Raw genomic sequence first — 18,574 nt, forward strand, 5'->3', positions numbered from 1 at the left:
AACATGAAAGTAAAAAGCACAAATTATAAAATCAGCAGATCCCTCCTGTATGTGGTTTTGCTCATTCTTACAGCGGCTATGCTGATCCCGTTTGCATGGATGCTGTCAGCATCATTAAAACTTGATAAAGACGTATTTATCTTTCCCATTCAGTGGATTCCCAAAAATCCGCGGTGGATGAATTATGTTGATATCTGGACCAAAATCCCTCTGATGACCTTTGTGGGAAATACCATAAAGATCACTTTGATCGTAACATTTCTCCAGCTTTTAACCAGCAGCTTTGCTGCCTATGCATTTGCAAAGCTGAAATTTAAATACAAAGACACCCTTTTTATGGCGTATATTGCCACCATCGCTGTTCCATGGCAGGTTTACATGGTTCCCCAGTTCATGATGATGAGAAATTTCGGACTGAATGATTCCCATCTGGCGATTATTTTCCTTCAGGCGTTTTCAGCCTTCGGAGTATTCATGATGAGACAGTTCTATCAGGGAATTCCCGATGAATTGTGTGAAGCGGCAAGAATTGATGGTATGTCAGAGTATCAGATTTACTCTAAAATCATGCTTCCCTTGTCAAAACCAGCACTGTCTACACTGACAATCTTTACTTTTGTTAATACCTGGAATGACTTCTTAGGACCGTTAATTTATTTAAAGACGGAATCCAAGAAGACACTTCAGTTAGGACTTAAAATGTTTATCAGCCAGTACAGCTCAGAATTTGGTCTGATTATGGCAGCATCAGTACTTTCCTTAATACCCGTATTAATTGTATTTTTATCCCTTCAGAAATATTTCGTAGAAGGAATTGCAGCTACCGGCGTGAAAGGTTAAACAATGGAAATAATAAAAAATTTCGTGGACAATATTCATAACGGGGATTATAAAAGAAACTACAGAATCCCTGTTATACAAGAGGAAACCCTGATTTTCCCAGGAGGAAGAAGAACCCGGTCTTTAAACGGGGAATGGAACTTTTCTGTGGACCAGTACGATAACTGTTTAAGGGCAAAATGGTTTTTAGAACAGGAAATAAATGACGAAGGGCGCAGTGTCCCTCTTGATTACGCCTTTGACGACTGGGAAAAAATCAAAGTACCAGGAGTATGGAATCTTGCAAAACCGGAATATTTTTATTACGAAGGACCGGCGGTATACAGCCGCCGGTTTTCTTTGGAAGAAGAAAATAAAGGGCGTGTGTTTTTACAGTTTGGTGCCGTTTCCTATGAAGCCAGAATCTTTTTAAATGGAACATTCCTTGGAATCCACAAAGGAGGTTCTACACCGTTTTCCTTAGAAATTACAGCTCATTTAAAGGCTGAAAACAGATTAATTGTGGTGGCGGATAATACCAGAAGAAAAGAACAGATCCCCAGTGAAAATACGGACTGGTTCTTATATGGCGGTATTTACCGGGATGTTTCCCTCCTTTTTGTACCGAATGTCTACATTAAGAATATGAAAGTAAGTCTTGTTAACAGGGAAACCGGAGCGATTGAAGTGAAGGCTCTTATTGAGAGTGAGAAGAAACTGACAGATCATACGTTGACTTTTTTAATTCCGGAACTTAACATAGAAGAAACCGTTCCTGTAAGTGGAGACGGTACCTTTACAAAGATCGTCCATGCACAGAATTTATCCCTTTGGAGTCCTGAGAATCCCAAACGATATGATGTGATTCTGACATTGAAGGAAAAGGGAGAAGCAAAGGATGAGGTGACGGATGTCATCGGCTTACGTACCATAGAGACAAGAGACGGAAAGATATTGTTAAATGGCAGATCCATATTCTTACGGGGAGCCTGTCTCCATGAGGAAACCGAGAACCATGGGAAAGCGGTAACAAAGGAGGATATCCGGGAAGCATTTCAGAGAGCGAAAAAGATGAACTGTAATTTCCTGCGCCTCGCCCATTACCCCCATACCCAGTGGGTTTCTGAGATCGCAGATGAAGAAGGGATTCTACTTTGGGAGGAAATTCCGGTTTACTGGTGGATTGACTTTTCAAACCCGCAGACGCTAAATGATGCAAGAAACCAGCTTTCAGAATTAATCTCCCGGGATTTTAACCGCGCCAGTGTTATTATCTGGTCTGTTGGAAATGAAAATCCGGATACAGACGACAGGTATCACTTTATGAAGTATCTGGCAGAGACAGCCAAAGAAAAGGACCCTTCCCGTCTGATTTCAGCTGCGTGTCTGGTAGATTCCGTAAATTTAAGAATTGCTGACCGTTTGGAGAGCCATTTGGATGTCATCGGTTTTAATGAGTATTATGGCTGGTATGATCCCGATTATGAGAAGCTGACAGAAATTCTAAATGGTTCTAAGCCGGAAAAACCAGTGATAATCAGTGAGTTTGGTGCAGATGGGTACCATTCTGAAAATAAAACCGGTAAGAATGTCCGCGGCTCTGAAGAGGAACAGGAAGAAATCTATAAAAAGCAGGTAGAGATGTTTGGCAAAACAGAGTACATTCAGGGCACAGCGCCCTGGATCCTGTATGATTACCGGACGCCCAAGAGGCTTGGCGCATATCAGAAGGGATACAACATAAAGGGTCTGGTAACTGCGGATAGAAAGAGAGAAAAGCCTGCATTTGAAGTAATGAAGAAGTTTTATGAGGAGGTAAGGGAAAATGAAGGAAACGACGAAAGAATTGTTTGAAAGCAGACCGGAGCTGTCGGCAGACCAGTGCCGCAAAGCTTTGGACTTTGCTGTCAGACAGCTGAAGGATAATTTAGGGGAATTTACCCACTCTTTTAAAAAAGCTTATAGTGAAGACGGCTATTATAAGCCTACTCCCAATGTAAACTGGACCACCGGATTCTGGACTGGTCAGCTTTGGCTGGCGTATGAGTGGAGCAGGGATGACGCATTTGCCAAGGCTGGCAGCATTCAGGCAGAAAGCTTTTTAAAGAGAATTGAAGATAAGGTGGAAGTGGATCATCACGATATGGGATTTCTCTATTCCCCTTCCTGTGTGGCAGCCTATAAGCTGGTAGGAGATGAGACGGGAAAGAAGGCGGCAATCAAGGCAGCAGATCAGCTCATCAGCCGTTTTCAGCCAGTGGGGCAGTTTATTCAGGCATGGGGACCTATGAACCAGCCGGAGAATTACCGTTTTATCATTGACTGTCTTTTAAATCTGCCTCTTCTTTACTGGGCATCCGAAGAAACCAATGATACAAAGTACAGGGATATTGCTGAAAAGCACATTCATACTGCCATTGCCAATGTGATCAGAGAAGATTATTCCACCTGGCATACCTTCTTTATGAATATGGAGACTGGTGAGCCGGATCATGGTGCAACCTGCCAGGGATACCGGGACGGGTCTGCCTGGGCAAGAGGTCAGGCATGGGGAGTATATGGCTGTGCGTTAGCATACCGCTATACGAAACGAGAAGAATATGTAGAAGACTTTAAGCATGTGACTGGTTACTTCTTAGATCATCTCCCCGATGATTTAGTACCTTACTGGGATTTGGAATTTACAGATGGATCTGGGGAGCCAAAGGATTCTTCCTCCGCTTCCATTGCAGCCTGCGGAATGCTTGAAATGGCTAACTATCTGCCGGAAGCAGAAGCGGCTTACTATCGATCCATAGCGAAGAAGATTATGGAATCAGTAGTGTCTGGTTATGCGGTGAAAGAAGGAACCAAATCCAACGGACTGGTTCTTCACAGCACGTATTCCAAGAAATCTCCATACAATACCTGCACTCCCGAAGGTGTGGATGAATGCAACATCTGGGGAGATTATTTCTATTTAGAGGCGCTGATCCGTCTGTCCATAGACTGGAATCCATACTGGTAATAATCAATGATTGAAAAGAGGCGAATGTTCATGAAGCTTGAAACAAAAGAGGACTACAGACAGCTGATGTTTCAGCTGTTAGATCCATTAAAGCCATTATACAGTAACGGTTGTGCAAGACTGCATTTAGGAGACAGCGGTGTTACTTATCCTGCAGTCAGCATGGAAATGGAGGCTTTTTCAAGACCCCTGTGGGCTTTGGTGCCCTTATGGCTTGGAGGAGGAAAAGGCTATGAAGAAATCTATGTAAATGGTTTGAAAAATGGTACCGATCCACTCCATGGCGAATACTGGGGCGGCTTTAACGATTATGATCAGAGGTTTGTGGAGATGGCTGCAATTGCAAGCGGTCTGATCTTTACTCCGGAAAAACTATGGGAACCCTTAGAAGATCGGGAAAAAGACAACCTGGCTAAATGGCTTTACGGAATCAATGAGCACATTATACCGGACTGCAACTGGCAGTTTTTTATGATTCTTGTAAATGTTGCCCTGCAAAAGCTTGGCTATCCATACAGCAAAGAAAAGCTCTTATCAGGTCTTGATAAAATAGAAAGCTATTATATCGGTGACGGCTGGTACCGGGATGGCGGCTCCAGTCAGAAAGACTATTACATTTCTTTTGCCATGCATTATTACGGGCTTTTATACTCCGTAGCAATGGAAGAGGAAGATCCTAAGCGGTGCAGGGAATTTAGAGAACGGGCTAAGATTTTTGCCAGAGATTTTATTTACTGGTTTGATGAAAATGGAGCCGCACTGCCCTTTGGACGAAGTCTTTCTTACCGGTTCGGAGAAGCTGCATTCTGGTCTGCCTACTTATTTGCAGGGCTTGATGATATTTCCCCAGGCGTTGTAAAGGGAATTTTATCCCGTCATTTAAACTGGTGGCTGGATCAGAAAATCTTTGACCGGGACGGTGTTCTGACTATTGGATATGCGTATCCCAATCTGATTATGGCAGAGCGTTACAATGCGCCTGGATCTCCTTATTGGGGAATGAAGACGCTATTGTGTCTGGGACTGCCAGACAGCCATCCGTTCTGGTCTGCAAAAGCGGAACCATTGCCCAGTCTTGACAATATAAAGCTGTTAAAACAGGCGGATATGCTGATGCATCGGATCGGATCGGATGTAATCGCTTATCCAGCAGGTGTTTGTGAAAAATACGGTCATGGCCACGTACCGGAGAAATACTCCAAGTTTGCTTACTCCACCCGTTTTGGTTTCTCAGTCGCTAGGAGTCAGATTGTACTTCATGAAAATGCACCGGATTCTTCCCTTGCATTCGTCATTGATGGGGATGACTATGTCTTTGTAAGAAAATACAGTGACCAGTACGAAGTTTTAGAAGACCGTGTAATCAGTAGCTGGCATCCATTTCCCGGCATTGAGGTTACTACCACCATTGTGCCTCAGGAATATGGTCATTTAAGAATCCATGAGATAGTAAGCCAGTACGACTGTACTGCATACGATTGCGGATTTGCCGTAAAGAAGTTTGCGGAAGAATATGAACAGAAGGCAGCAGGGACAGCTGCTCTTGTATCAAACCGGGAGCAATGCTGTCAGGTAACAGGGGAAGGTCCTTGTGCAACTGGATTTGTTATTGAATCGGATCCTAACACCAACGTGCTATATCCCAATGCAGCGATTCCGTCAGTATCCTACCGGATTAAAAAAGGAGAAACCATTCGGATTGAAACCCAGGTGAAAAGCTCCATCCGCTAGCAGAGCCGGTTTTTACCACAGAGATTTTAAGGGCAAAGAAGATGTGGATCAATAACAGCTTCTTCGCCCTTATTTTTCATCCGGAAATCAAAAAATACAATGGATTCTTTTACCGTTGTCGCTTATAATAAATGTAATGTTCTTAAAAGAAGGAGGGGTTTTTAATGGAAGAAAAAACCGCAAAACTGGAATGGCTTAATGATCCTCAAGTATTTTCTGTAAACAGAATTTCTGCCCATTCCGATCATCAGTATTACGAGACAAAACAAGAGGCTGAAGAAGGTGATATGAGACTGCGCCAGATGCTTAATGGAAGCTGGCAGTTCTCCTTTGCAGAGAAACCGGAAGAACGGGTAAAGGATTTTTATGAGAAAGATTTTAATGCAGATAAATTTGATTCTATTATGGTGCCTGGACATATTGAATTACAGGGATTTGGCAGATGCCAGTATATCAATACCATGTATCCGTGGGATGGAATTTCATATTTAAGACCTCCCTTTACGGATCCGGAAAACAATCCGGTAGGAAGCTATCTTCGGGAATTTGAATTAGAAACTGAATTAAAGAATAAACGTCTCTTTCTTTCGTTTCAGGGGGTGGAAACTGCATTTTACGTATGGCTGAATGGAGTTTTTATCGGTTACTCGGAAGATTCCTTTACTCCGTCAGAATTTGAGATTACTCACGCAGTCTGTGATGGCGTTAACCGTCTTGCAGTGGAGGTTTATAAAAGAAGCAGCGCAAGCTGGATTGAGGATCAGGACTTTTTCCGGTTCTCCGGAATATTCCGTGATGTGTATTTATATGCAGTTCCTTCCTGCCATGTCAGAGACTTATTCGTGCATGCAGATGTTTCTGAAGATTACAAGGATGGACTTTTACGTGCGGAGTTAAGTCTTATGGGAGAAATCAAAGGAAGTGTCAGCGCTGTTTTAAAAGACAGGGAGGGAAAAGACGTTCTGTCCTTCGATGCTCAGACAGCCAAGGCTGATACTGTGTTTACCGGTTGTGTATCGGACGCCCGGTTATGGAATGGAGAGGATCCTTATCTTTATGAATTATGGATTTCCTTATTTGACGAGAATGGTCAGTTAAAAGAGGTAATTCCCCAGAAGCTGGGATTTCGCCGCTTTGAAATGGTGAATAACATTATGTGCCTCAACGGGAAACGAATTGTATTCCGGGGAGTCAACCGCCATGAGTTTAACGTCAGAAGAGGCCGTGCCATTACAAAAGAAGATATGCTGTGGGATATCCGTTTCATGAAACAGCATAACATCAATGCTGTTCGTACCTGCCACTATCCGGACCAGAGTCTGTGGTACAGGCTCTGTGATGAATACGGAATTTACTTAATTGATGAGGCGAATTTAGAAAGCCACGGTTCCTGGCAGAAGATGGGAGACTGTGAGCCTTCCTGGAATGTTCCCGGAAGCCTGCCTGAGTGGAAGGAATGTGTGGTAGACCGGGCAAAATCCATGCTGGAGAGAGACAAAAACCATCCCAGTATTCTGATCTGGTCCTGCGGGAATGAATCCTATGCAGGGGAGGATATTCTGGCCATGTCAGATTTTTTCAGGGAACGGGATCCGGACAGACTGGTTCATTACGAAGGTGTCTGCTGGAACAGGGAGTTTGACCGGACCAGTGATATGGAAAGCCGGATGTACGCAAAACCGGATGAGGTGGAGCGTTATCTGAGTGAGGACCCTAAAAAGCCATTTATTTTGTGTGAATATATGCATGCTATGGGCAATTCCCTTGGCGGTATGAATAAATATACGGATCTGGAAGACCGCTATGAGATGTATCAGGGTGGTTTTATCTGGGACTATATTGACCAGTCTCTGATGAAAAAAGATGCTTACGGAGAAGAGCATATGACATACGGCGGTGATTTTGAAGACCGTCCCACAGATTACAGCTTTTGCGGCGATGGAATTGTTTTCGCAGACCGCACCGCGTCTCCCAAGGCCCAGGAAGTGAAGTACCTTTATCAGGATCTTCGCCTGTTTCCCGATGAAAATGGAGTAAAAATTGAAAACCGCAGACTGTTTGAGAAAACTTCAGACTGTGAATTCATTTATACCGTATTAAAAAATGGGGAACCGATCTATCAGAAGCAGTTTGAGGCTGATGTGGAACCATTAAACAGCGCATATTTCGCGGTTGAAATCCCGGAATGGAACGAGGCAGGAGAGTACGTTCATCAGGTGTCTGCGGTTTTAAAGGAGGACACGTTATGGGCAGATTCTGGTTTTGAAACTGCGTTTGGCGAGATCGTCCGGGAGATTAAGGGGCAGCAGCAGCCTTGCGGTAAAAAGCCATTAAACATCGTTTATGGAGATGTCAATATTGGAGTATCAGGGGAAGGATTCCGAATTCTCTTTTCCAGACAGGAAGGAAGTATTGTTTCCATTGTTTATGACGGAAAAGAGTGGGTCGGAAGACCTCTCATGCCTGTATACTGGAGAGCGACTACTGATAATGATAAGGGTAACCGATTCTCCGTAAAAAGCTCTATGTGGTTTGGTGCAGGCAGATTTCCAGCTTACAGAAATGAAAACTGCAAAGTGGAAGAAGGTGATGGTTGCATTACAGTCACCTATACCTATCAGCTTTCAACGATACCCCAGACGGAAACTCAGGTTATCTATGAGGTAAATTCAACAGGAGCCATTCATGTGAAAGCGGTATATCATGGGAAAGAGGGACTGCCAGAGCTTCCCGCTTTTGGTATGAGACTCATAACTCCGGCTGCTGCAAAACAGTTTACCTGGTATGGCAGAGGACCAGAGGAAAATTACTGTGATCGTAAGGAAGGCGCCAGACTTGGAATCTATAAAGACACTCCGGAAGGAAATGTATCGCCTTATCTGGTTCCCCAGGAATGCGGTAACAGGACAGGTGTACGCTGGCTGAAAGTTTCTGACCGAAAGGGAAATTCCATCGGCTTTAGGTCTGTTAAAGCACCGTTTGAAGCATCCGTTCTCCCCTATACCGCTGAAGAACTGGAAGTTGCCACTCATAATGAAGAACTTCCTGCTCCACGATATACAGTCATCAGCATTTTTGGGGCAATGAGAGGAGTAGGCGGAGATGACAGCTGGGGGGCACCGGTTCATCCAGAATACTGCATTAGTGGAGAAGGGGAACTGGTAACGGAATTTACCATTGAACGAATGAGCATGGAAGAATACGATGAATATCATTTTTCATAAATATGACATACAGCTGTCGTGTTATGGGTGATATAATCTTTTAAACAGGTGACAGAGCAATCAACGAAAGGAGTTACTCATGCTGGAAAGGATCCCGGACCGGGAAGAAATGATCAGTTTGATTGGCGAGGAGGCTTTTCTTGCATGGGAAGCTCTCTGCAGTAAGATTGAAGAATCATATGACATGGACCGCCTTTGCAATAGCGGCGGTAAGGCGTGGAAGTACGAATACAAATACCGCAGAGGGGGGAAGACCCTCTGCGCACTCTATGCAAGAGAGGGCTGTTGTGGTTTCATGGTGATTCTGGGCAAAGCAGAACGGGACAAGTTTGAACTGGAAAGGCAAAACTTCTCCCCCCGGATACTGGAACTGTATGATACTTCAACCACATACCATGATGGAAAATGGATCATGTTCCCTGCGGATGATCTGTCTTTGTTTGATGATTATATGAATCTTCTGCAGATAAAGAGACGTCCTAACAGAAAATAGAGGATTTTGGGAGGTGCTATGATGCTATGAACTATCCGTGGATCGATGGCTTTTTAAAGGAAATGAATGGAGTTACCAGTGATTTTAAAGAGGAATGGAACTGGGACCGGTATATGATTGACGGTAAGATGTTTGCAGCTGTCTGCAGAGATGATCAGGGAAAGGAAAAGCTGATATCCATGAAGCTGGACCCTTTGGAAGGTGATTTTTTAAGGCAGCAGTACAAAGACATCGTACCGGGATATTATATGAACAAGGTTCATTGGAATTCAGTAATGGCAGACGGAGAAGTACCGGAAGATCTGTTAAAGGATATGCTGGAAAAGTCCTATTCTCTTATTTTTGCAAAGCTGCCTAAAAAAAGACAGAAAGAATTGCTGGACGAGAAAACCGTATAACAGAATCCTGTGGGGTGAGATTATGAAATATTTTGGTGAGGGATTAAGTGAAGAGCACAAGGCATTAAATAAGGTGATCCGGAAAAAGCAAAGTACCAAAGATGCGATTAATATTTTTCTGGACATTCATAAACAGCTGCATCGTACGAATATAAAAGATAGAGAAGAAAACGAAACCGACCGCCTGTTTGAAGATCTGGAACCACGGGAATATGCAATTATGCCAGGAAAAGATGATGAGACAATTGCCTGGGTAGTCTGGCATATTGCGAGAATTGAAGATCTGACCATGGGCATTCTGGCTGCAAGAGGAAACCAGCTTTTTGACGAGGACTGGAGCAGAAAAATTAATTCTCCAATAAAGGATACGGGAAATGCATTAACCGATGAGGAGATTATATCTTTCAGCAAACAGGTGAACTGTGAGGAACTGCTTAATTACCGCAGTGCTGTTGGAGAAAAAACCAGGGAAATCGTAAGCCGGTTTACCTATGAAGATATGATTCGGGATGTGAATGAAGCAGACCTTATGAAAATTAAAACAGAAGGCGGCGTAACCCCTCAAAAAGATTCTGAGTGGCTGCTGGAGTTTTGGGGAAACAAGGATGTGGCAGGACTTCTGCTGATGCCGCCAACCCGCCATGTGATGCTGCATCTCAATGACTGCTGTAAATGGAAAGAGAAAATTCGAACCAGAACTAAGTTTTTTCTGGAATAAGTGACTGCAATTTCCTATATTTCATAAAAGTTCAAAATTTGCTTGACAGAATAATAAATTGGCAGTATTCTTATAATTGTATATTAAATACAACAAAATTTAAGTAAAGGAGGCAGGAACTATGATGCGTAATCGTGGAATCAATGGACACAATCAAATAGTTAGAAATATATTACTAAATTCAGTCTGCCTCATGGAAAACTGTCTTTGCGTCTAAGGATGTCAGGGCAAATGCTGCTTCTTGATCGAAGCTTCTTTTTATGAGTCTATCCGCAGTCTGAATGACTGCGGTTATTTTTTTGCTTATTTACCGAAAAAGACCGCACTACGCAGTTTTTTTCGGTTTTTTTACATATATGGGAGAAAAGTCATGAAGTTTTTAAAAGAATAGGAGGAAATGGTATGAAAAATTTGTGGAAGTATGTAAGGAAATATAAGTTTCTTTACGTCCTTGCCCTTGCAGCGATGATTATCAGCATTTTGCTTGATGCATCAGCCCCCCAGATTACAAAACATATTATTGATGATGTAATTGTGGGTGGTGAAACAAAAATTCTTATGAAGCTGCTTTTAGGGCTTTTGGGAATTGGTTTCGGCAGAGCGATATTTCAGTATACAAAGGAATTTATCTTTGACTTTGCAGCTGCAAGGATCGCCTGTGGTTTAAGAAAGGATTTGTTTGATCATATTCAGACATTGTCCGTGGGTTATTTTGACAGCCATAATACGGGAGAGCTGATGGCCCGGATTAAGGATGATGCAGAGCGGATCTGGAATGCCTTTGGTTTTGTGGGAATGCTTGTGTTGGAATGCTCCATTCACACCATCATTGTTCTTGTGTGTATGCTTCGGTTAAGTCCTGTCCTGACACTGATTCCTATCGTCATCATGCCGATTATTGCCTGGTATGCGTTAAAGATGGAAAAAGGGCTGGGTGAGGTTTACGACAAGATCAGCGAACAGACTGCTGAGCTCAATACGGTTGCCCAGGAGAATCTGGCGGGAGTCAGGACAGTTAAGGCATTTGCCAGAGAAGACTATGAAATCAGTAAATTTAAGAAGCACAACAAGCAGTACTATGACTTAAACATGAGTCAGGCAAAGCTGCTGATCCGGTTCCAGCCAAACATCTCATTCCTGTCTAAATTCCTTATGATGTCAGTCATCGTCATCGGCGGAATTCTTGTAATTAAGGGAAAGATGTCCATTGGTGATTTGGGAGCATTTTCCGAATATGCAAACAATATCATCTGGCCCATGGAAATGGTGGGCTGGTTAAGCAATGATCTTGCGGCAGCCTTTGCTTCCAATAAGAAGATTAAAAAGATCATGGAAGAAAAACCGGTGATTGCAGATCCCGACAAACCAGTTCTTCCGGAAGTTGTGAAAGGGGAGCTTACCTTTCAGCATGTAGATTTTGAACTGGATGGAAAAGACATCTTAAATGATATTAATTTCACCCTGGAAAAAGGAAAGACACTGGGAATTATGGGCGTCACCGGTTCTGGAAAGACATCGATTGTCAATCTGATCGAGCGTTTCTATGATGTAACAGCGGGAGAGATTCTGCTTGACGGAATAAACATTAAAGATCTGCCGCTTCCCTTACTGAGAGGACAGATTTCGGTGGTTATGCAGGATGTATTTCTCTTTTCCGACAGCATTTCCGAGAATATCAAAACCGGAAATAAGGATGCTACGGAGTGGGAAAGCGTTCAGCAGGCAGCAATTTCCGCAGAGGCACACAGCTTCATTCAGAAGCTGTCAGAGCAGTATGATACGGTAATCGGGGAAAGAGGCGTAGGCTTATCCGGAGGTCAGAAACAGAGAATCAGTATAGCCAGAGCCATTGCAAAGGAAACGCCTATTTTAATTCTTGATGACTCCACCTCTGCTCTTGATATGGAAACCGAGAGGGAGATCGAATCTCATTTGTCAGAACTGAAAAACAGTTCTAAAATTGTCATTGCCCACAGAATATCAGCTGTGCGCAGAGCGGATGAGATTCTGATTCTGGAAGACGGAAAGATTATCGAGCGTGGAACTCATGAGGAGCTTATGGAGAAACGGGGACAGTATTACAGAACCTATGAGGTTCAGTATGGAGAGGAGGCTGCACTATGTCAGTAAATACCAGCAGAATCGATGAGGAACAGAAAGAGGTATTGAAAAAAGATACCATAATCCGTCTGTTTCGTTATCTGCTTGCTTATAAAAAGAAAATAGTGCTTGTTCTGTTTATTATGGGCGGCACCATTACCATCAGTATGCTGGCTCCTCTATTGATGGAGTATGCGGTAAACGTATGTGTGGCACAAAAGGATATCAATGGACTTTTATATGTGGGAATTGGAGCAATTGGATTATTTCTGCTGTTTTTAGTGGGTACCAAGGTTCGTATGCGTATCATGGCGGAAGTTTCAAACCGTGTGCTTTTAAACATCAGAGAGGAACTATATCAGCATATCCAGTCTCTGGGGTTTGGCTTCTTTGACAGCCGCCCCACAGGAAAAGTACTTGCAAGAATTATTGGTGATGTAAATTCACTAAAAGATGTATTATCGGATAGTGTTACCCAGCTGATTCCGGATTTCATTACGGTGATCTGTGTTCTCAGCATTATGCTGATTAAGAATTACCGTCTGGCGATGGCAGCTTTGCTGACAATTCCCATTCTGGCGGTCGGTATGTTTTTTATTCAGACCAATGTCCATAAAAGATGGCGGGTATACAGAAAGAAAACTTCTAATTTAAATGGCTACGTTCACGAAGACTTATCGGGAATCAGGATTATACAAAGCTATGCTGCTGAGGATGAGACAAAAGAGGTGTTTCATGATCTGGTAGACCAGCATTACCGTTCCTTTATTGATGCGGTAATCGTTGCTGATGCGTTCGGTCCTCTTGTTGAAATAACCTGGGGAATGGGTGGATTTTTGCTTTATTTTATCGGTATAAAAGTGGTGGGAGTGGAACAGATCGGAATTGGTACGTTTCTTGCATTTTCCACATACATCGCCATGTTCTGGAGTCCCATACGTAATCTTGCCAACTTCTATAATAAGCTGACTACCAATATCTCAGCTGCGGAGCGAATCTTTGATATCATAGATACGGAAGTTGAGATTAAGGATGAAGAGAATGCAGTAGAATTAAAGGAGTTAAAGGGTGAGGTACGGTTTGAAGAAGTTTCCTTCGCCTATGGAGATGAGCCGGACCGTCTGATCCTGGATCACGTAAGCTTTTCGGTAAAACCAGGTGAGACTATCGCTCTGGTAGGGCCGACAGGTGCAGGGAAAACGACCATTGTAAACCTGATCAGCCGTTTCTATGAAGTGACTGGCGGAGAGATCTTTATTGACGATCAGGAGATAAGAAGTGTGACATTAAAGAGTTTAAGAAGCCAGATGGGCATTATGACCCAGGACAATTTCCTCTTTTCCGGAACTATTCGGGATAACATTCGTTACGGCCGGTTAAATGCCACCGATGAAGAGATTGAAGAGGCTGCCAAAGCAGTTAACGCCCATGAGTTTATTATGAAGACGGAAAAAGGATATGATACGGAAATCAGTGAACGAGGAGCCGGCCTTTCCATCGGCCAGAGACAGCTTTTAGCCTTTGCAAGAACCATGGTATCAAAGCCCGGCATTCTTATTCTTGATGAGGCGACTTCCAGCATTGATACCCATACGGAACTGCTGGTTCAAAAGGGAATTGAAGTGCTTTTAAAGGAACGGACTTCCTTTATTATCGCCCACAGATTATCCACCATCCGCAAGGCAGACCGGATCTTCGTTATCGATCAGGGTACAATTAGGGAAGCAGGAAGCCATGACGAGTTAATGAAACTGGAAGGTGCTTATTATCAATTGTACCAAAGCCAGTTCGCGTAATGGCTGATTTTATTATGAACTTTTTTAAAAGAGTATAGATGTTCCGGTGGTTCTTGCTGTTCAGGGCAGTTTGGTTTTGAGTCCCTTAGGTGAGGGGCACTGAACAAGACCTATCTGCTACTATGCCTCAAGCAATATAAAAGTAGTTATAAGATTGAAGAAAAGGGGCAGGTGTAGGAAATAAATGCCATCTATGCCACGCAAACTCAGAATGGCGAGGCAAAAATATAGGATCGACTGCTAACCTGCCTAAAACGGGGATAGAGAAGGTCGGAATATCGGAGAGAAGGGGTAGAGGGCTGATAAAGAAGTTATCTATGCCCCTTCTCTTTCTATTGCTGTCAGAAGGAGTTATAAAGATATCATATATTATATAAAAGGGTGATTGTGAACTGTCTCCTGGGGCATGAAATTTGCTTTTTCAACTCTCAAGTTTGCCTGGCGATATCGAAAGGGATTGACCGGACCGGATAAATGAAATAAAATAGTAGGCGAGGTGATTTAAGATGACAGAAGGAGCTTTAGTTCTAGAAGGGGGATCCCTGCGGGGAGTATTTACTGCAGGAGTGTTGGATGTGTTCATGGAACAGGGGATTGAGATGTCCTATGTAAATGGTGTATCGGCCGGTTCCATGTCAGGTATGAGTTATGTCAGCAAGCAGATAGGCAGAACCATAAAAGTGGATTTGGATTATGTCAATGACAAACGTTTTTTAAGTTTCCGGAACTTAGTGGAAAAACGTTCGATCTTTAACTTTGACTTCCTGTTTGGGGAATTAAGCAATACATTGGTTCCCTTTGATTATGACACATTCTATAAGTCTGAACAGATTTTTGAAGTGGTTGCAACCCGTTGTAAGACGGGAAAGCCAGAATATTTTGAAAAGAGCAGATGTGATAATTTCATCGATGCGGTGAAAGCTTCCAGCAGCATTCCCATACTTTCCAGAATGATTACGGTGGAAGGAAAGAAGTACTTAGATGGCGGCTGCTCCATGCCAGTGGCTTATCAAAGAGCGATTGATCTGGGGTATGAAAAGGTTGTGCTGGTTCTCACCAGAGAACCGGGTTATCGGAAACCGCCCCTTGATAAATGGACGAAAAAAGGGTATGAGCGCTATTTCGCACCTCTTCCCAGATTTTTAAAGGCGCTGGAGGACGTTCCGGAGAGATATAACCGGATGCAGGAGGAGATTGACCGTCTGGAAAAAGAGGGCAGAATCTATGTAATCCGTCCGGATCATCACGTGACAGTTCAAAGAACAGAGCAGGACAAAAGGAAACTGGAGGCGCTGTATCAGGAGGGAAGACGGCTGGCACTGGAACATATGGATTCCCTGAAAGCCTATTTGAAGCTGAGCTGAAGCTATGGTGCCTGCGGCATCTCTCTATACCCTGAAAAGCGGGCAGGAACAAGGTGCCTGCGGCATCCCTCTATGCCTGAAAAACGGGCAGGAACAAGGTGCCTGCGGCATCCCTCTATGCCCTAAAAAGCGGGCAGGAACAAGGAAAGGAAAAAGCGTACAATTTATGAGTATTTATGATACATTAAATTCTATGCAGAAAGAGGCGGTACTTCAAACGGAGGGACCGCTTCTTGTGCTGGCAGGAGCGGGCTCTGGTAAAACCAGAGTTCTTACGCACCGGATTGCCTATTTAATAGAAGAAAAGGGTGTGAATCCCTGGAACATACTTGCTATAACATTTACCAATAAAGCTGCAGGAGAAATGAGAGAACGTGTGGATCGTCTGGTAGGATTTGGAGCTGACAGCATCTGGGTTTCCACATTTCATTCTTCCTGTGTGCGTATCTTAAGAAGGCATATAGAAAGTCTTGGATATACTACTAATTTTACCATATACGATTCAGATGACCAGAAGACTCTGATGCGGCATGTATTAAAAAAGCTGGACATAGATCCCAAGGTATACAAAGACCGTGCGATGCTGGGGCTGATTTCCACAGCCAAGAATGAGTTGATAAGTGCGGCGGAGTTTGAACTCAACTCTTCCGGCGATTTCCGCCAGAAGAAAGCAGCTTCTGTGTACAAAGAGTACCAAAGTGAGTTAAAGAAGAACAATGCACTGGACTTTGATGATCTGATTATGAAGACTGTGGAGTTGTTTCAGAATAACCCGGAAGTCTTAAACTACTATCAGGAGCGCTTCCGCTACATTATGGTGGACGAGTATCAGGACACCAATACGGCTCAGTTCCGTTTAATCAGCCTGCTTGCGGGAAAATATAAGAATCTTTGTGTTGTGGGTGATGATGATCAGTCCATTTATAAGTTCCGTGGTGCCAATATTGAGAACATTTTAAACTTTGAAAAATCTTATACTGGCGCAAAGGTAATTAAACTGGAACAGAATTACCGCTCAAGCCAGAATATTTTACAGGCTGCCAACGAGGTGATCCGTCACAACAGAGGCCGAAAGGATAAAACCTTATGGACTTCCAATGAAGAAGGCCCCATGGTTCAGTTTAAGCAGTTTGAAAATGCGACGGAGGAGGCGGATGCCATTGTCCGTGATATATTAAACAGTTCGTCTGATTATCAGGACTGTGCCGTTTTATACCGTACAAATGCCCAGTCCCGTCTGATCGAGGAAAAATGTCTTCAGCATAACGTCCCATACCGTATGGTGGGCGGCGTTAATTTCTATCAGAGAAAAGAGATCAAGGACATTTTAGCTTATTTAAAAACAATCGCAAACGGAAGAGATGACTTATCTGTCTTAAGAGTAATCAATGTCCCTAAAAGGGGAATTGGTACAACCAGTATCGGCAAGGTCCAGGCATTTGCTTCCGAACGTGGATTGGGTATCTACGATGCATTCTGCAGGGTAAAAGCTGTTCCGGGGCTTGGGAAGACAGCGGATAAAGTTCTTGGATTTACGGAAAAGATAGAAGATTTCAGAGACCGGCTGACAGAAGAAACCTATAGTATTCACGAATTGATTGAAGATATCCTTGATGAAACCGGCTATCAGAAAGAACTGGAAGCAGAGGGGGAAATCGAATATCAGACCCGACTGGAGAATATAGAAGAGTTGATCAACAAAGCAGTCAGCTTTGAAGGCGAGCATGAGCATCCGGAATTAAGTGAGTTTCTGGAGGAGGTTGCACTTGTTGCCGATGTAGACCGAATGGATGAATCAGAAAACCGTGTCACGCTGATGACGCTTCACAGCGCCAAGGGACTTGAGTTCCCAAGAGTCTATTTAAGCGGTATGGAAGATGGTTTATTCCCAAGTATGATGTCTATTTCTTCCGATAATAAAGAGGATGTGGAAGAAGAACGGAGACTTTGCTACGTTGGTATTACCAGAGCTCAGAAGTTTCTTATGATGACTGGTGCAAGACAGCGTATGGTAAATGGCGAAACCAGGTATTCTAAGATCAGCCGGTTTGTGGAAGAAATTCCAGCGGAATTATTGGACTCCAGCAGACTGGAGCAAAGACTTTCTTCCAGAGCCCAGTCCGATTTTGACGACAGCGGTCTTCCATGGGGCAATAGCGGGGCAGCAGGACGGACGGCTGGTGTCAGCAGCTTTGGACCAGGCAGCAACGCATATGCCTCAAAAACATCAAAGCCTGCAACGACTCCTGGATTCGGAAAAGCATTTACGATTGAAAAGCCGCTTTCTCTTGGTTACAAAGAGGGAGACCGGGTCAGCCATATCAAATTCGGTATCGGTGAGGTAAAGGAAATCAAAGATGGTGGAAGAGATTTCGAAGTAACGGTTCACTTTGACCAGGCAGGTGTGAAAAAAATGTTTGCTTCATTTGCAAAACTGAAGCTTGTGAGAGAATAATTTAAATTACTTAAAATTTTAAAAAAAACCAAAAACCATAGTAAAAAAGGCAATATAATGGTATAATAACTGCTACAGGCAAAGAGAGAAATCTATGCCGTAAAGGATATGAATGAAAGCAGGGCTCTCAGAAAGGACGTGGAGACATGAACAGATTTGATGCAATGAGCAAAGAAGCTATGAGCAAACTGGAAGATCTTATGAACTCAAGCAGAGTGAATGAATTGCTTCATAAAAGAGAACAGGAAGAAAAGAAGAAAAACTGTATCCTCTGGATACTCGCGATCATAGGCGCAGTAGCGGCAGTAGCTGGAATTGCTTACACCGTATATCGTTTCTTTACTCCGGATTATCTGGAAGATTTTGAAGACGATTTTGATGATGATTTCGACGATGATTTCTTTGAGGATGAGAAGTCGGAAGCTAGTTCCGAAGAATAAAATCTGGCATTAAAAGGAGAGCGTGCCTC

At 43.3% G+C, this 18,574-nt stretch carries 13 protein-coding genes; all 13 read left to right on the top strand.

Annotation, left to right across the window (positions count from 1 at the left end; all coding sequences use genetic code 11):
* Nucleotides 1-3 precede the first annotated feature (3 nt).
* The 13 genes from BXY41_RS06315 (at nt 4) to BXY41_RS06375 (ending at nt 18,545) form a co-directional block, all read left to right on the top strand.
* On the top strand, nt 4-840 hold the full coding sequence (locus tag BXY41_RS06315; protein WP_104435957.1) for a carbohydrate ABC transporter permease: 837 nt from the start codon (nt 4-6) through the stop codon (nt 838-840).
* Between the two features lie 3 nt (nt 841-843).
* The gene (locus tag BXY41_RS06320) at nt 844-2,673 is read left to right on the top strand and encodes a glycoside hydrolase family 2 protein (RefSeq protein WP_104435960.1); all 1,830 of its coding nucleotides are present in this window, start codon (nt 844-846) and stop codon (nt 2,671-2,673) included.
* The gene (locus tag BXY41_RS06325; protein WP_104435963.1) at nt 2,645-3,826 is read left to right on the top strand and encodes a glycoside hydrolase family 88 protein; all 1,182 of its coding nucleotides are present in this window, start codon (nt 2,645-2,647) and stop codon (nt 3,824-3,826) included. Before BXY41_RS06320 ends, BXY41_RS06325 begins: the two co-directional genes overlap by 29 nt.
* 30 nt (nt 3,827-3,856) lie before the next feature.
* On the top strand, nt 3,857-5,557 hold the full coding sequence (locus BXY41_RS06330) for a DUF2264 domain-containing protein (RefSeq protein WP_104435965.1): 1,701 nt from the start codon (nt 3,857-3,859) through the stop codon (nt 5,555-5,557).
* Nucleotides 5,558-5,721: 164 nt separating this feature from the next.
* Nucleotides 5,722-8,781: a beta-galactosidase, LacZ type gene (gene lacZ / locus BXY41_RS06335; RefSeq protein ID WP_104435968.1), complete on the top strand. Its 3,060-nt coding sequence runs from the start codon at nt 5,722-5,724 to the stop codon at nt 8,779-8,781.
* 79 nt (nt 8,782-8,860) lie between these two features.
* Entirely contained in the window at nt 8,861-9,274 is a 414-nt protein-coding gene (locus BXY41_RS06340; protein ID WP_104435971.1) for a DUF3788 domain-containing protein, read from the top strand.
* A gap of 26 nt (nt 9,275-9,300) precedes the next feature.
* Nucleotides 9,301-9,672 carry an MmcQ/YjbR family DNA-binding protein gene (locus tag BXY41_RS06345; RefSeq protein WP_104435973.1) on the top strand — a complete coding sequence of 124 codons (372 nt, stop codon included), beginning with the start codon at nt 9,301-9,303 and terminating at the stop codon, nt 9,670-9,672.
* A 22-nt stretch (nt 9,673-9,694) separates the two neighbouring features.
* The gene (locus tag BXY41_RS06350; RefSeq protein WP_104435975.1) at nt 9,695-10,390 is read left to right on the top strand and encodes a DinB family protein; all 696 of its coding nucleotides are present in this window, start codon (nt 9,695-9,697) and stop codon (nt 10,388-10,390) included.
* 402 nt (nt 10,391-10,792) lie between these two features.
* Nucleotides 10,793-12,520, top strand: a complete 1,728-nt coding sequence (locus BXY41_RS06355) for an ABC transporter ATP-binding protein (RefSeq protein ID WP_104435977.1) — start codon at nt 10,793-10,795, stop codon at nt 12,518-12,520.
* Nucleotides 12,511-14,286: an ABC transporter ATP-binding protein gene (locus tag BXY41_RS06360; RefSeq protein ID WP_104435979.1), complete on the top strand. Its 1,776-nt coding sequence runs from the start codon at nt 12,511-12,513 to the stop codon at nt 14,284-14,286. Before BXY41_RS06355 ends, BXY41_RS06360 begins: the two co-directional genes overlap by 10 nt.
* A 506-nt stretch (nt 14,287-14,792) precedes the next feature.
* Nucleotides 14,793-15,650, top strand: coding sequence for a patatin-like phospholipase family protein (locus tag BXY41_RS06365; RefSeq protein WP_104435981.1), 858 nt, complete (start codon nt 14,793-14,795; stop codon nt 15,648-15,650).
* A gap of 166 nt (nt 15,651-15,816) precedes the next feature.
* Nucleotides 15,817-18,105 carry a DNA helicase PcrA gene (gene pcrA / locus BXY41_RS06370; protein ID WP_104436302.1) on the top strand — a complete coding sequence of 763 codons (2,289 nt, stop codon included), beginning with the start codon at nt 15,817-15,819 and terminating at the stop codon, nt 18,103-18,105.
* 146 nt (nt 18,106-18,251) lie between these two features.
* Nucleotides 18,252-18,545: a DUF4366 domain-containing protein gene (locus tag BXY41_RS06375; RefSeq protein ID WP_104435983.1), complete on the top strand. Its 294-nt coding sequence runs from the start codon at nt 18,252-18,254 to the stop codon at nt 18,543-18,545.
* Nucleotides 18,546-18,574: the final 29 nt, after the last annotated feature.

The sequence above is a fragment of the Lacrimispora xylanisolvens genome (assembly GCF_002934545.1).
GTDB classification, from domain to species: Bacteria; Bacillota; Clostridia; order Lachnospirales; family Lachnospiraceae; genus Lacrimispora; species Lacrimispora xylanisolvens.